Annotated in this window: 13 protein-coding genes and 1 riboswitch; of the genes, 3 read left to right on the forward strand and 10 right to left on the reverse strand. The window is 44.2% G+C overall.

What is annotated here, in order from left to right; translation table 11 throughout:
- The first annotated feature begins 178 nt into the window (after positions 1–178).
- On the forward strand, positions 179–790 hold the full coding sequence (locus tag P343_RS25380) for a rhomboid family intramembrane serine protease (RefSeq protein ID WP_023509574.1): 612 nt from the start codon (positions 179–181) through the stop codon (positions 788–790).
- Positions 791–922: 132 nt separating this feature from the next.
- Complete coding sequence (locus P343_RS25385) at positions 923–1,162, forward strand: indolepyruvate ferredoxin oxidoreductase subunit alpha (protein ID WP_023509575.1); 240 nt, start codon at positions 923–925, stop codon at positions 1,160–1,162.
- Positions 1,163–1,324: 162 nt separating this feature from the next.
- On the opposite strand, the gene P343_RS25390 is transcribed toward P343_RS25385, so the two are convergent.
- The 3 genes from P343_RS25390 to P343_RS25400 form a co-directional block, all read right to left on the reverse strand.
- Positions 1,325–1,588, reverse strand: coding sequence for a late competence development ComFB family protein (locus tag P343_RS25390; RefSeq protein WP_023509576.1), 264 nt, complete (start codon positions 1,586–1,588; stop codon positions 1,325–1,327).
- Positions 1,589–1,886: 298 nt separating this feature from the next.
- Positions 1,887–2,843, reverse strand: coding sequence for a peptidoglycan-binding protein (locus P343_RS37660; RefSeq protein ID WP_023509577.1), 957 nt, complete (start codon positions 2,841–2,843; stop codon positions 1,887–1,889).
- Positions 2,844–3,038: 195 nt separating this feature from the next.
- Complete coding sequence (locus tag P343_RS25400) at positions 3,039–3,791, reverse strand: DsbA family protein (RefSeq protein WP_023509578.1); 753 nt, start codon at positions 3,789–3,791, stop codon at positions 3,039–3,041.
- Between the two features lie 280 nt (positions 3,792–4,071).
- Between P343_RS25400 and P343_RS25405 the strand changes: the two genes are divergently transcribed.
- Positions 4,072–4,677 (forward strand): DedA family protein, encoded by a 606-nt coding sequence (locus tag P343_RS25405; protein WP_023509579.1) that lies wholly within the window; start codon positions 4,072–4,074, stop codon positions 4,675–4,677.
- Between the two features lie 43 nt (positions 4,678–4,720).
- On the opposite strand, the gene P343_RS25410 is transcribed toward P343_RS25405, so the two are convergent.
- The 7 genes from P343_RS25410 to P343_RS25440 form a co-directional block, all read right to left on the reverse strand.
- Positions 4,721–5,620: a DUF1002 domain-containing protein gene (locus P343_RS25410; protein ID WP_023509580.1), complete on the reverse strand. Its 900-nt coding sequence runs from the start codon at positions 5,618–5,620 to the stop codon at positions 4,721–4,723.
- A gap of 205 nt (positions 5,621–5,825) precedes the next feature.
- Positions 5,826–6,131 (reverse strand): Dabb family protein, encoded by a 306-nt coding sequence (locus P343_RS25415; protein WP_023509581.1) that lies wholly within the window; start codon positions 6,129–6,131, stop codon positions 5,826–5,828.
- Between the two features lie 237 nt (positions 6,132–6,368).
- Entirely contained in the window at positions 6,369–8,231 is a 1,863-nt protein-coding gene (locus P343_RS25420; RefSeq protein ID WP_023509582.1) for a bifunctional homocysteine S-methyltransferase/methylenetetrahydrofolate reductase, read from the reverse strand.
- Entirely contained in the window at positions 8,231–9,418 is a 1,188-nt protein-coding gene (gene metC / locus P343_RS25425) for a cystathionine beta-lyase (RefSeq protein WP_023509583.1), read from the reverse strand. Before metC ends, P343_RS25420 begins: the two co-directional genes overlap by 1 nt.
- On the reverse strand, positions 9,411–10,532 hold the full coding sequence (locus tag P343_RS25430) for a PLP-dependent transferase (RefSeq protein ID WP_023509584.1): 1,122 nt from the start codon (positions 10,530–10,532) through the stop codon (positions 9,411–9,413). The genes metC and P343_RS25430 overlap by 8 nt, the downstream gene beginning before the upstream one ends.
- Positions 10,533–10,668: 136 nt before the next feature.
- Positions 10,669–10,782, reverse strand: a riboswitch (SAM riboswitch).
- An 82-nt stretch (positions 10,783–10,864) separates the two neighbouring features.
- The gene (gene msrA / locus P343_RS25435) at positions 10,865–11,398 is read right to left on the reverse strand and encodes a peptide-methionine (S)-S-oxide reductase MsrA (protein ID WP_023509585.1); all 534 of its coding nucleotides are present in this window, start codon (positions 11,396–11,398) and stop codon (positions 10,865–10,867) included.
- Positions 11,382–12,692, reverse strand: a complete 1,311-nt coding sequence (locus tag P343_RS25440) for a sensor histidine kinase (protein ID WP_023509586.1) — start codon at positions 12,690–12,692, stop codon at positions 11,382–11,384. The genes msrA and P343_RS25440 overlap by 17 nt, the downstream gene beginning before the upstream one ends.
- Positions 12,693–12,698 lie beyond the last annotated feature (6 nt).

Genomic DNA, 12,698 nt, shown 5'->3' on the forward strand with positions numbered 1-12,698 from the left:
ATCTCCCATCCATCAAGGTGTTGTGTAAAAGTACCTTTTTTCGGCCATGATGCAGGAGGTGGTGACCGTTCATCGAGATTTCATTTTGCCGCAAGACGAACGCCTTTTTTCTACCACTGTCGTCTATTTTACCCTATACTTAGTACAAGATCATTCTTCAAGGGGGTTTCATACTGCTTTGTTTATACGAAATGAACCGTTCAAACTTTTTTTAAAGCTCTATCCGGTCACCTCAATAATCCTTGCGGTCGATCTGTTGATTTATTTGATGTTTGTCGTTTCAGGTACCTGGGGTCTTGCGCCTGAATTCGCCTTTCGCGCGTTTGAATTTGCGGCAGGATCCAATGAAGCGATTCTTAATGGCGCATGGTGGCAGCTGATCACGCCAATCTTTCTTCATATTAATTTCTCGCATATTCTATTCAATGCGTTTTCTATCCTGATCTTCGCTCCGGCACTTGAAGCAATGCTAGGCAAAACACGATTTGTGACTGCTTTTCTCGGAACCGGCATTATTGCCAATATTGCTGCCTTATTTCTCGAGCCTGCCGGCTTTCGCCACTACGGAGCGAGCGGCGCACTGTTCGGCCTGCTTGGTATTTATATCTTTCTCGTAATTTTTCGCAGAGACACCATCTCTCGCCAGGATCAGACGATCATCTTTGTCATTGTGCTGATCAGCCTGATCAGTTCGTTTATTTCTGCTGATGTAGATGTGCTGGGCCATCTGATTGGTTTTCTGTCGGGACTAGTGCTGGCTCCACTGTTCTTTTTGAATAAGACTAGATAATACGGCAAAATTACCACACTTATCCAAATGCTGCGTAATTGTGGAAAAACAATTGTTTTTTGTTCAAAATTTGTCCATAATATTAACTATAAATACGGCTAAAGATTTCCATTTTGAGAGGAGCTCCTTACTATGGCTTTCGTTATCACTTCTGCCTGCGAAAATGAAAAAGCGGGCGAATGTATCGAAACATGTCCTGTTGATTGCATCGTTGAAGACCAAAAGCAAATGTATATCGATCCGGATGTTTGCATTGACTGCGGCGCTTGCGAAGCGGTTTGCCCGGTTGAAGCGATTTATCCCGAAGATGAGGTACCGGAAAGCGAACAAAAATACATCCAGATTAATCGCGATTTCTTCAAGTCGAGATAATCATCTTTAAATAGAAATCCCCGTTGCCGAATTGGGCAGCGGGGATTTTCTTTTATACTATAATCAAAAAGTTGTTAAGAAAAATAGTATCAAAGGTCGGATAAATAATGGAACTTCTCAGTACACAAGATCTTTCCGTTAAGATCTGTGAAGCCAAATTTTTCAATGATGCGGGTAAGCAGACACAACTTTAGCACTCTCAGTAATCGCAGTCAGAATGGTCGCCCGTGCCTGAGTAGTCATCAGATTGGCCTTTGCATACATGCTTCCCGACTGATCCCTGACATAATGGGGTTTGAGCCGATTCAAGCTTAATGCAAACACATCCGCTTTGCACGTCTCACAATGACAGGATACTGAAAGATTTCTCCAGTGTTTTTCAAGGAGATCCTTTACCGCTTCTTCCATAACGTTATGTACCGGCATACTTAAGCCTTCCTTCTTTCAGCGTATCAAAAAAACATAGCTGAGTGTACCCGCTGACGTACCTCGCCTCTATAAAATCTCTCTATTCATTCTGAATCGTAGCATAGAAGTAAAGATCCCTCAAGAACCATTTGGTATGAATTTCCTTTTGAGGAAAAACAATAAGATTCTGCTAGTAGATAGTGTTTATCTACGCGAAATACGGATCGTAATCAACAGAAGAAATGAACAGAGCCAACAGCAAAAAGACACCGCTGTTTCTCGCGATGTCCTGCCACTTTTCATAACTATTTAATGTTTAATCAAGAACTCTGACTTTAACTGTTCGTCTTCCCCACTGCAACGCATCCGAATTACTGTTAAAAAAGACATCGATCTTTCTGCCTTTAATTGCGCCGCCTGTATCGCCGGCAATTGCATAGCCGTACCCCTCTACATATAATTTTGTTCCTAGCGGGATAACGGAAGGATCAACAGCAATGACTTTCGTATTCGGATTTTTTATCAAATCGATACCTGTCGCTGTTGTGCCAGAGCAACCGGTACAACGCGCTGTATAGGCCGTGCTGTTCGCATAGAATTCTTTAACCGCCGCCACTGTCTCTGTCTTCCTGATGACACGAGTCTGTTTTTTCGGCTGATTTGTTGCAGGTTGGCTCTGCACCTGTTTTGATTGATCCTCAGTCTTCGTGGATTGAGTTGTATCCGGCAATGGCTTCGGGTTCTGCAACAGTTTTTCAATGCTTCCCCATGTCTGCTGCCCAACGATCCCATCGACTTGAATACTGGTCGCTTTCTGGAGCGTAAATACACTCTTTTCCGTTTGTTCACCAAAATAGCCGTCAACAGGAAGATTTATGAATCCTACCCTCTTCAGTATTTCCTGCAGATAGGCGACTTTATTCCCTTTTGCACCTCTGGACAGCATATCCATGTTTTTATTAATGTAAGCAATCAATGCTTCTTTCGTCTGAGCACCAACCACGCCGTCAGTAACCAAATCATTTTTCTCTTGAAACTGTTTTACCGCTTTTTCAGTATTATTACCGAAATAGCCGGTTGACTTGGCCAGAGGATAGTCACCTGTCGCTTTCAAGATGGATTGGATCGTTTTTATTTCATCGCTGTGCATGCCTTTATAAAGGACGGTATCATCGTTCAGATGTGCAGCTGCATATTGCGGCAGGATAAAAAATGTTGAGGTAAATGTTGCCGCAACTGCAGCACTTTTTGCAAGTGCAGTTCCGCTATACATTGATGTTTCCTCCCGTCTTTGATTCTCTTCTTTACTACTATGAACATAGGCAAAGGAACATACTTTACAATCACATGACAGGACATGCACTCATGCTTACTATTCATTAACTATGACCTGACAACCAATTCAGGATCAACAGTAAAAATAAAAAAAACTGAGAAACAGGTGTCTCTCAGCTGTGTCTTATTGTGTTTATTTTTTTTCACTAAGTGCTTTGTCGATTGCTTTCTTTAAGACCTTGTAATCCTGTCCACCATCAATCATCTGATCGCCAACAAAAATAACCGGTGTTCCCGGAACGCCGAGTGATTCAGCTAAATCATTGTCCTTATCCACTTCACTTTGGCGTGATTTGGTATCAAGTGCATTCTGGAACGCTTTGATATCAATGGACGGAACCGTTTTTTGAGCAATGGATGTGAGCAGCTTTTCGGTCACCCACTGTTCTTTTTCATTCTTTTGGGCGTCAAATACTGCTTTGTGGAATGCCCAAAACGCTTTCGGATTTTGATGATAAACTTCTTCGGATGCGTTGGCAGCTAGCACAGAGCCGGGGCCGAGAATGGTATCATTAATAAAGTAAAGGCTGATTTTACCGGTTTTCACATATTCTTTGTCTAATTCAGGAACCACATTTTCCTCGAATTCCTTGCAATAAGGGCAGCGGTAATCCGAGAATTCCACCACTTTTACCGGAGCGTTACTGCTGCCGATGAACGGCTGCCCTTCATAGTCAATGCGGGTTACTTTCTCCGTTCGATGTGTCGGCTCTTTTTTCTTCGGTTTCGCTTCATTACCATGCTGATTGCTGAAAATCATAAACGCAATTGCTGCGATGAGAACAATAACAATAACCGAACTAAAAATAACAATACGCCCGTTCTTTTGATCCTTATTATTCTTCTGATCAACCGCCCCTTTGTCGGGACGCTTTGTGTCTGACATGATCTCACCTCTCGCTTTTCTATCGTCAATCACGTCTTGCTCTATGTATTTTCCAAGATTTGCCGAACTGATCAGCCGGCTGCCGTCAGACAGTGATAGACCCCTTCGATTCTTTATATTATCAGGTTGTCCAGACTTTCAGCCAGCAAACAGTCTCATTTATTACCTAAAAATGTGTTTGTAATCATTGAAACGAAATTGCGGCTATAATTCTCGGAGATATTGACCATGCTGTTGCTAAGATCTGTGCAGCAGTTTATTAATTAAGTGGGGCCATAAAATGGAACATATTCAATCCTTATTTTATACATATGGTTATTTTGTAGTTTTTCTTTTCTTGTTTTGTGGCCTGATCGGCATCCCGGCAGCCGAAGAATCTTTTCTGCTTTTTATTGGCGTCACCCTTTCTCAAATTGCTGTCACCGACATTCGACTTAGTCTTACACTCTGCATACTTATGGGCGTGCTTGGCGCAACTTCGGGCATGGTCAGCGCCTACCTTATCGGATATTATATTGGCGAACCGTTTATCCTGAAATATGGCAAATATATCGGCCTGTCACCAAAGCGATGGAAGATCGCTCAAGATCGATTTCAGCGGCATACCTTTCTTGCAATCATCGTTGGCTATTTCATTCCCGGCATCCGCCAGATTAATCCCTATTTGGCCGGACTCAGCCGTGCACGCTTTGTAACCTATCTTTCGGCGAGCGTTTTTGGCGCAGTGATCTGGTCAACTCTATTTCTGTTGCTTGGTTACTTCATGGGCAATCAAATTCACCGTTTCCTTGGGTTCCGCCTGTTCCACGCCGTTCTAATTGGTGTTGTCCTATTTATCGGTTTTATTATTATTACAGCCTTTCAATTCAGAAAAAAGCGAGTCTGAACTTATAGAAAAGCGGCCCTTCATCCGGCCGCTTTTTACTCAATTAATGAAACAGTGATGAAATTGCATTGAAAATGGCGGAGAAAAAGTCGCCGATCGCTTTGAAAACTTGTGCTAAAAATCCTTTGGTCTGACTTGAATTAGCCAGCTGGCTGACTTTATCTTTGAGCTGCTGCATCTGGTTGCCGACCTGACCCCAGTCAATATGCAGTGTACGCATTTTATCAAAAAGATCTACCAGTTTTTGAATATCTGCGTCGCTTAATTTCACATTAACCTGATTGGCGGCATCGCGCACTGCCTGTTCGACATCTGCTCTGGAATTTGGTTTGTTTTTTGCGAGATTGTCCTTAATCGCTGTGACCAGTTCCGCAGCTTTTTCCTTGCCGACACCGTCCTTATTTGCGAGCTCGGCAGTCGTCACGACTTCCTCATTGGCTACTTGTTTCTTTGCCTCGGGAATAACTTCCCCGGTCTTTGCTTCGTATGCCTTGATCAGTCCGGTAAGCGCTGCTGTACCCGACACTGGGAAAGGCGCGGTCACGTATACATCGGCATCCTTCACGCCCGCTGTTGCCAGCGCATTAATGTACATGTCTTTTGAGACATAAGTGATATTATGCGTGCTGGCAGTTAACCCTGAACCTGATTTCCCAATCGTGATTTTCGACGAACTGATTGAGCGTGTGCCGATCTGTGCTTGAGACAGGTATTTATCCAGATATTTGTGTTCTTCACTATTGTTGACGGTAATGATCTGAGCTGAGTTCGCATCAACATCCATTTCATTCAAAATCGACTGACGCTGGTCTGCTGTCAAATTGGCACCCAAAGTTACGATGACATCACCAGGAGCGGCATCGGCGAATGCTTTAGCCGGTCCAAGAAGAGAGATTGTAAGAATTGCCGCGAAAACGAGCATTCCCATTTTTTTGAGTTTCATAGTCTTGTTCCTTTCTCGGAATCACAGCCGAATTGACGTAATCCCACAAAAATATTCACCTAATCTATTCGATGAAGCCCCATTTATTTTGACTTTAAACAAGGTCTCCATTTTTTAACAAGCTATGAAAAAAAGCCTGAAACAAGTCCACTCACTTCTTTCAGGCAACGATTACTCATTAGTACATGATTAATCAGTTAACTACTCAGTTCGCATCGGCGATTTCAAAATCAATCGCCAGCGAATCGATGAGTCCAACTTCTTTCAAGTAAGAAACACAAGCTTGATGTTCCGGTGAAGGTGTATAGAATTCATGGTCTGCCTTCGAACGGAAACGTGTGGTCAGTGCCATGGAATAGCCCTTTCCTCGGTCAGAATAATTCTGTCCCGCCTGAATATCCAGAATGCCCGGCAATTTATCCTTCAGTTCGCGCAACCTACGTGCACCCTCTTCTTTCTGTGCTTCAGTCGTCTCATCGCTAAATTTGAATAACACAATGTGTTCAATCATCCGTTTCCCTCTTTTCCAGATCTTCTCTATTACTTTCCGTTCCTATCATAGCATCTTTTGACTTGTGCGCACTTATTTTAAACAACTTTACACAGATTAATAAGACGTTAGACAGAAAACGGTGGCAGCTCCATTTATCCACGTAGATGATCCAGTAATTCAAAAAAAGAAGAACACCTTGATTGCCTCAAGAACTGTTCTCCTTACTGTAGAATTTATTTCAAGTTTCCGTGTGATTTATAATGTTACCCCGGCTCCGTTTGCCTGAACCGCAAGTTTGCTCTCTTTTTCCTTAATATATTTTATCAATTCAACGCTCATTGTATAGTGACCCATTGGAGTAATCAGATAGATGCCTCTGAAATGTTCCATTGCTGTATCAATCAATTCACGGGCAATGTCTAGGCTCACGCGGCGAGCTTCTTCCTTATCACGAGCAGCAGCCATACGGGCGCGTACATCATCTGGAAGACGGATTCCAGGTACTTCATTATGCAAGAACTCAGCATTGCGTGCCGAGGTCAGCGGCATGATGCCAATATAGATCGGCGCTGAGACTTCACGTGTTGCTTCGCTGATTTCAATAATCCGTTCCTTGTCGAATACCGGTTGAGAAATAAAGTAATCCGCACCGCATTCCGCTTTTCGCTCAAGCCGCTGCACAGCGCGTTCCAAATTGCGGACGTTTGGATTAAATGCTGCCGCCACCCGGAAATGGGTCGGTTGCTTTAGACTTTTTCCGGAATAAGAGATCCCTTCATTAAATCGTTTGATTAGCTTAATCAGCTCCATTGAAGAGACATCATAGACAGAAGTTGCTCCCGGGAAATCGCCGATCTTTGTCGGGTCTCCGGTAACAATCAAAAGATTGTGAAGACCAAGCACATGCAAGCCGAGTAGATGTGACTGTAGTCCGATCAAGTTCCTGTCCCGGCACGTCAAGTGGACGAGTGGAGGCACATCAAAACGATCCTTGATCAACCTTCCGATTGCGGCATTGCTGATTCTCGGGGAAGCGAGCGAATTGTCTGCCATCGTGATCGCGTCCGCTCCTGCATCCTGAAGCGCTTTGACACCTTTAAAAAAGTTTGCTGTATTGAGGTGACGCGGTGTGTCAAATTCAACAAATACAGAACGTCCGGTTAAGACCTTGTTGTAGAGCGACGATTCAGGAACATCACCTGAATTGCTTACCTTAATTACTTCTTGATGAAGCGTGACGACTTTGGATTCTAGAGGTTCAAGCTCTGAAATGCCTTGCTTGAACGCTTGAATCTGTATCGGCGTTGTGCCGCAGCAACCGCCAAGCAACCGAACACCTTCGTTTCGAAATTCGACCGCGTATTTTTTAAAATATTCCGGTTCATTTTCATAATGCAGCTTGCCTTCGCGGTAGTCTGGGAGGCTGCTATTCGGATAGGCCGATAGAAATGCTTTTTTCGGCAGTGGAATTCCGCGCAAGGCTTCAATCATATGAAACGGACCGAGCCGGCAGTTTGTGCCAACAATATCTGCGCCGAGTTCTTCCAAATTTTTTAATGCTTGCGAGAGTGTCATGCCATTGAGCAATACACCTGGCTCCTGCATCGACACGTGCGTAATGATCGGAAGATCGGTCAACGCCCGCGCAATTTGAAGCACTTCACGCAATTCATCAAAGTCATAATACGTTTCAAGTAGCAGACCATTAACGCCTTCACTGAGCAGCGCATCTGCCTGTTCACGAAAACCAGCGCGAATTTCTTGTAATTCAACGGATTGCTTCTGAAAGCCGCGAATACCGCCGATCGTACCGATTACATAGGTTTCCGGTCTTGCCGCCTGCTTAGCAAGCTGGACCGACGCGCGATTAAAGCGCGTGACTTCATGTTCAACGCCATAACGTGCAAGCTTGATTCTGTTTGCTCCATAGCTGTTGGTCTGAATGACATCGGCGCCCGCATTAATATATGCCTCGTGAACATGCCTCACCTCTTCGGCTTGAGAGACGTTGAGTTCTTCGAAACACCGGTCGATACCATATGAGTACAGCAGCGTACCCATCGCCCCGTCACCGATCAAAATTCTTTTATTCAACTCCTCAAGTAGTGGTGCCCGCATTATTCCCCGCTCCCCACTGCGAAACGCTCTTGATCTCGCACATACGCAAGTGCATCGCTAAAGTCTTGGATCAAGTCTTCCGCGTCTTCAAGTCCAACGGATAGACGCAACAAGCCACTGCCAATACCCGCTTTAACTCGCTCTTCTTCATTCAACTCTGCGTGAGACATTCTCGGTGGATAGGAGAGAATAGATTCTACAGCGCCAAGACTAACCGCAAACACCGGAAGTTTGACATGGTTAACAAACGTACGTGCACTCGCCTCATCCTTTAATTCAAACGAAAGCACAGCACCGCCGGATGCCGCCTGCCCGGCGTGCAGCCTAGCACCCGGATGATTTTTCAATCCGGGATAAAACACTTGGCGAACTTCCGGCTGTTTCTCAAAAAATTCGGCGACCTTTTGTGCGGAATCAGCAGATTTGCGGATGCGGACATCAAGTGTTTTCAACCCTCTCAGCAGCAACCAAGAGTCCTGCACACCAAGAATGGCACCAAGTGCATTTTGAAGAAAATACAATTTTTCTGCCAGTTCTTCTGATCCGGCAACAGCAAGACCTGCAACAACATCACTATGTCCGGAGATGAATTTGGTAGCGCTGTGCAGGACAAGATCTGCACCAAATTCTAATGGCCGTTGGAATACCGGTGTCATGAAGGTATTATCGACGAAGGTCAAACATCGATGGGCTTTAGCAAGTTTTACAATTGCACGAAGATCGGTCACGTATAATGTTGGATTAGAAGGAGTTTCAACATAAATGACCTTCGTATTCGGCTGAATCGCTTGCTCCACTTCCTGAAGATTGGTCGTATCGACAAAGGTATGCTCGATTCCAAATCTGCCCAGTACCTGGGTCAAGATCCTAAATGTTCCGCCATATACGTTCTTCGGAACAACGGCGTGATCTCCTTTCGATAGAAGCAGGAACGCCGTAGAAATCGCAGCCATTCCGGATGCAAAGGCGAATCCGCGTACACCACCCTCCAAGGCAGCAATCGCCTCTTCGAGTGCATCGCGCGTTGGATTTCCTGAGCGGCTGTAATCATATTTGCCGTAGTTGTCAAAATCTTTCTGATGGAACGTTGAAGATAAGTAAACCGGGACATTAGCCGCTCCGGTTTGTTCGTCAACCGTGACCGTTTCTTTAATAAGCTTAGTGGAAAAACCGATCGTTTCAGCCATGAAGAACAACACCTTTCTTAAGAGACAGGAACGCCTGGCTCAAGTCACTAATTAAATCATCCGGATGCTCAATACCCGTAGAGAGACGGAGAAGTGAATTTGATAAACCGTACTTTAAGCGCAATGCTTCTGGAATATCGGCATGTGTTTGTGTCGCCGGATAAGTAATCAAGCTCTCGACACCGCCTAGACTTTCAGCGAACGTGATCAAACGCAGGGCCTTAAGAAAAGGTTCAACATATTCTTTTTTGGTCAGTTCAAAGCTCACCATCCCGCCTTTGCCCGGATAGAGCACCTTCGTGATAATCGGTTGTTCGTTCAGATATGCAACAATTTTTTTAGCATTATCCTGATGCTGACGAATGCGCAGGGCTAATGTTTTCAACCCGCGAATGACCAGCCATGAATCAAAAGGATCCAGCACAACGCCGCATGAATTATGATAGAGACGCAGTTTTTCTGTCACCTTTGAAGAATTAGAAACCACTAGACCGGCCAATACATCATTATGTCCGGCCAAATATTTCGTGGCGCTGTGCACGACAATATCCGCACCTTGTTCAATCGGTCGCTGAAGAATAGGCGTGTAGAAAGTGTTGTCGACAATAAACAGCAGTTTATTTTTCTTCGTAATATAAGCTATTTCAGAGAGATCCACTTCATGCATCAGAGGATTCGTCGGCGTTTCAATAAAAATCGCCTTGGTTTCCGGACGGACAAGCGCTGCCAGTTCATCATAGTTTTCACCATCCCAATAGGAGAAAGCAAGATGATACTGTTTGCTCAGAATATCAAAAAAACGGTACGTTCCGCCGTACAAGTCCCTTGAGGCAATAATATGGGCTCCTGAGCTGAATAAAGAAAAAACAAGCTGAATTGCACTCATTCCGGAACTACAGGCAAAGCCTTCTTCTCCACCTTCAATATCTGCAATCGCCTTTTCAAGTATCGACCGTGTTGGGTTTCCTGTACGAATATAATCAAAGCCCTTCGAGATACCAATTCCTTCATGCTTATAAGCAGTAGATAAATAGATTGGTGCATTAACCGCTCCCAGTTCATCAAATCCATTTCCAATTTGTGTCAATTTAGTTTCTGTTTTGTACGATGACATGCTGCATTTCCCCTCTCACAACCTTAATAAAACGTAGAACAAGTGACTGATCTCTATTGGGTATTCTCAAAAGGACTTAAAAAAAGGTAAAATAAAAAGCCTTCCTCGATAAGAAGAAGGCTGTATGCCGAGTTTCTTCTTATCCCTCAGACGTTTTCCCGTCTGCTGGAATTAGCACCTTGTCGCTATTTTTATAGCGACGGTTGCTGAAGCGTCATCGGGCCAGTCCCTCGGCTTCTCTTGATAAGAATCGTAATCATCATGTTCAATTGACTAACAGTTTACATCAGCGATGGTAATTTTTCAAGAGTTTTATTGATTTTGAGACTAATTCAGTGTTTCCCCCACTTTTCAGTGATAAACGCATCGCGACCAGATTCGACCCGTTCTTCAGCATATCGGTCGGGATGTTTTTTATAAAACTTCTGGTGCTCTTCTTCAGCCGGATAAAAAGGAGCAGCAGGAAGAATACGCGTGACAATAGGTTTCGTGAAACGTCCACTTGCCGCTAGTTCCGTTTTGGACTTTTCCGCTAAGTTCTTCTGGGTTTCGTCATGATAGAAAATAGCTGTCCGGTAGTTTGAACCTCGGTCAAAGAATTGTCCTTCATCATCGGTTGGATCAACCTGTGTCCAATAAAGTTCAAGCAGCTTTTCATAGGGAAAAAGTTCAGGGTCGAATGTAACCTGAATAGCCTCCATGTGGCCTGTTGTACCTGTTTTGACTTGTTCGTAGGATGGATTTTCTACTGTTCCGCCTATATATCCAGAGACAACCTCTTTAATCCCCGGCAAGGTGTCAAATGGCTTCACCATGCACCAAAAGCATCCTCCGGCGAAGGTTGCTGTATCAACGTTCTGTGTCATCCGTCTTTTCCCCTCCATGATCCTCTTTCCTGTCTTCCGGTTCATTTTTTCTCAAAGGCAGCTGCACAATGAATGTGGTTCCTTTGCCCGGAGCGCTCTCCACTTCAATCTTACCGCGATGCTTCTTGACGATCCATTCGGCAATCGATAAGCCAAGACCGGTTCCTCTTTGACCGGTACGCGCACTATCTGCCTGATAGAAACGATCAAAGATGTGCGGAAGATCCTGATCAGAAATTCCACATCCGCTGTCGGAAATCATCAGCCGTGCATATTTATTCTCACGCGCGCAGGAAACTATGATTTTTCCAGTTTTCGGTGTGAATTTCATTGCATTATCCAAAAGGATAACCAGTAGCTGATGGATACGCTGCTCGTCACCATTAATATAAATCGGATCAGCAGGAACAGCAAGTTCAAATGATTTTTCTTCAAACTCAGCCATCTCCGCAAAAGGTTCAGTAACTTTTTTCATGATTGAACTGAGGTCCAGCGAGACAAGTGACACTTCGAGACGATTGGCATCCGACCGCGCCAAAGTCAGCAAATTCCCAACAAGTTTGGAAAGCCGACGTGTCTCGTCAAGCATGACTGCGATGTCTTCTCCGGTCTCCTGGATTTTCCGGCGCGGCTGTCTAAGCAATCCCTCGATTTTCAGCTGAATAATCGAAAGCGGTGTGCGCAGTTCATGTGAAGCATCGGCGACAAACCGATTCTGCCGATCCCATGCTGCTTCAATTGGACGAAGTGCACGACGAGCGAGAAAATAGCCGGCAATAATTGAAACAATTGCACCGCTGAGCAGTCCATAAATGATAATCGTAAAGAGTCGGTGCAGGATCATTTGCTCACGATCTACACTACGAATATAGAAAATATAATAATTACTCCCTTTTTCCATCAAGACGTTGTAGGCTTTTCCATGAATTTTTTTTAACTCAGCCTTACCGGCAGGCATACTCATCAAAAAATTGATCTTGGAAATATTATTGACCGGCTTGTTACTTTTCACGATTTGTGGCCAATTGACAAAAAATTTCTTTTGATCAGGGATGGCAATAATAATATACGACTGAGGAGGACCGAATGAAGTATCTGGACGTTTCATTAACATTGAATCTGGTCCAAATCTCTGTGGTCGGCGAGCATCATTCTCCAACAAGTGCGTACTATCCCTATAAGTAATCTTTTGTACGTAATAGTAGACTGCACCGCTCATTAAAGATAGAAGCAGAATTAAGAGCAATGAATTTATGATCGTCAACTTAATCAGTGTTTTTCGAAATAAAGTCATCGCTTC

This window comes from Sporolactobacillus laevolacticus DSM 442, from assembly GCF_000497245.1.
Lineage (GTDB): Bacteria > Bacillota > Bacilli > Bacillales > Sporolactobacillaceae > Sporolactobacillus > Sporolactobacillus laevolacticus.

Excerpts from the sequence above, each read along its gene's own strand:
- P343_RS25385 (WP_023509575.1), top strand. The coding sequence starts at position 923 with ATGGCTTTCGTTATCACTTCTGCCTGCGAAAATGAAAAAGCGGGCGAA.
- P343_RS25390 (WP_023509576.1), bottom strand. The coding sequence starts at position 1,588 with ATGCCGGTACATAACGTTATGGAAGAAGCGGTAAAGGATCTCCTTGAA.
- P343_RS37660 (WP_023509577.1), bottom strand. The coding sequence starts at position 2,843 with ATGTATAGCGGAACTGCACTTGCAAAAAGTGCTGCAGTTGCGGCAACA.
- P343_RS25400 (WP_023509578.1), bottom strand. The coding sequence starts at position 3,791 with ATGTCAGACACAAAGCGTCCCGACAAAGGGGCGGTTGATCAGAAGAAT.
- P343_RS25405 (WP_023509579.1), top strand. The coding sequence starts at position 4,072 with ATGGAACATATTCAATCCTTATTTTATACATATGGTTATTTTGTAGTT.
- P343_RS25410 (WP_023509580.1), bottom strand. The coding sequence starts at position 5,620 with ATGAAACTCAAAAAAATGGGAATGCTCGTTTTCGCGGCAATTCTTACA.
- P343_RS25415 (WP_023509581.1), bottom strand. The coding sequence starts at position 6,131 with ATGATTGAACACATTGTGTTATTCAAATTTAGCGATGAGACGACTGAA.
- P343_RS25420 (WP_023509582.1), bottom strand. The coding sequence starts at position 8,231 with ATGCGGGCACCACTACTTGAGGAGTTGAATAAAAGAATTTTGATCGGT.
- metC (WP_023509583.1), bottom strand. The coding sequence starts at position 9,418 with ATGGCTGAAACGATCGGTTTTTCCACTAAGCTTATTAAAGAAACGGTC.
- P343_RS25430 (WP_023509584.1), bottom strand. The coding sequence starts at position 10,532 with ATGTCATCGTACAAAACAGAAACTAAATTGACACAAATTGGAAATGGA.
- msrA (WP_023509585.1), bottom strand. The coding sequence starts at position 11,398 with ATGACACAGAACGTTGATACAGCAACCTTCGCCGGAGGATGCTTTTGG.
- P343_RS25440 (WP_023509586.1), bottom strand. The coding sequence starts at position 12,692 with ATGACTTTATTTCGAAAAACACTGATTAAGTTGACGATCATAAATTCA.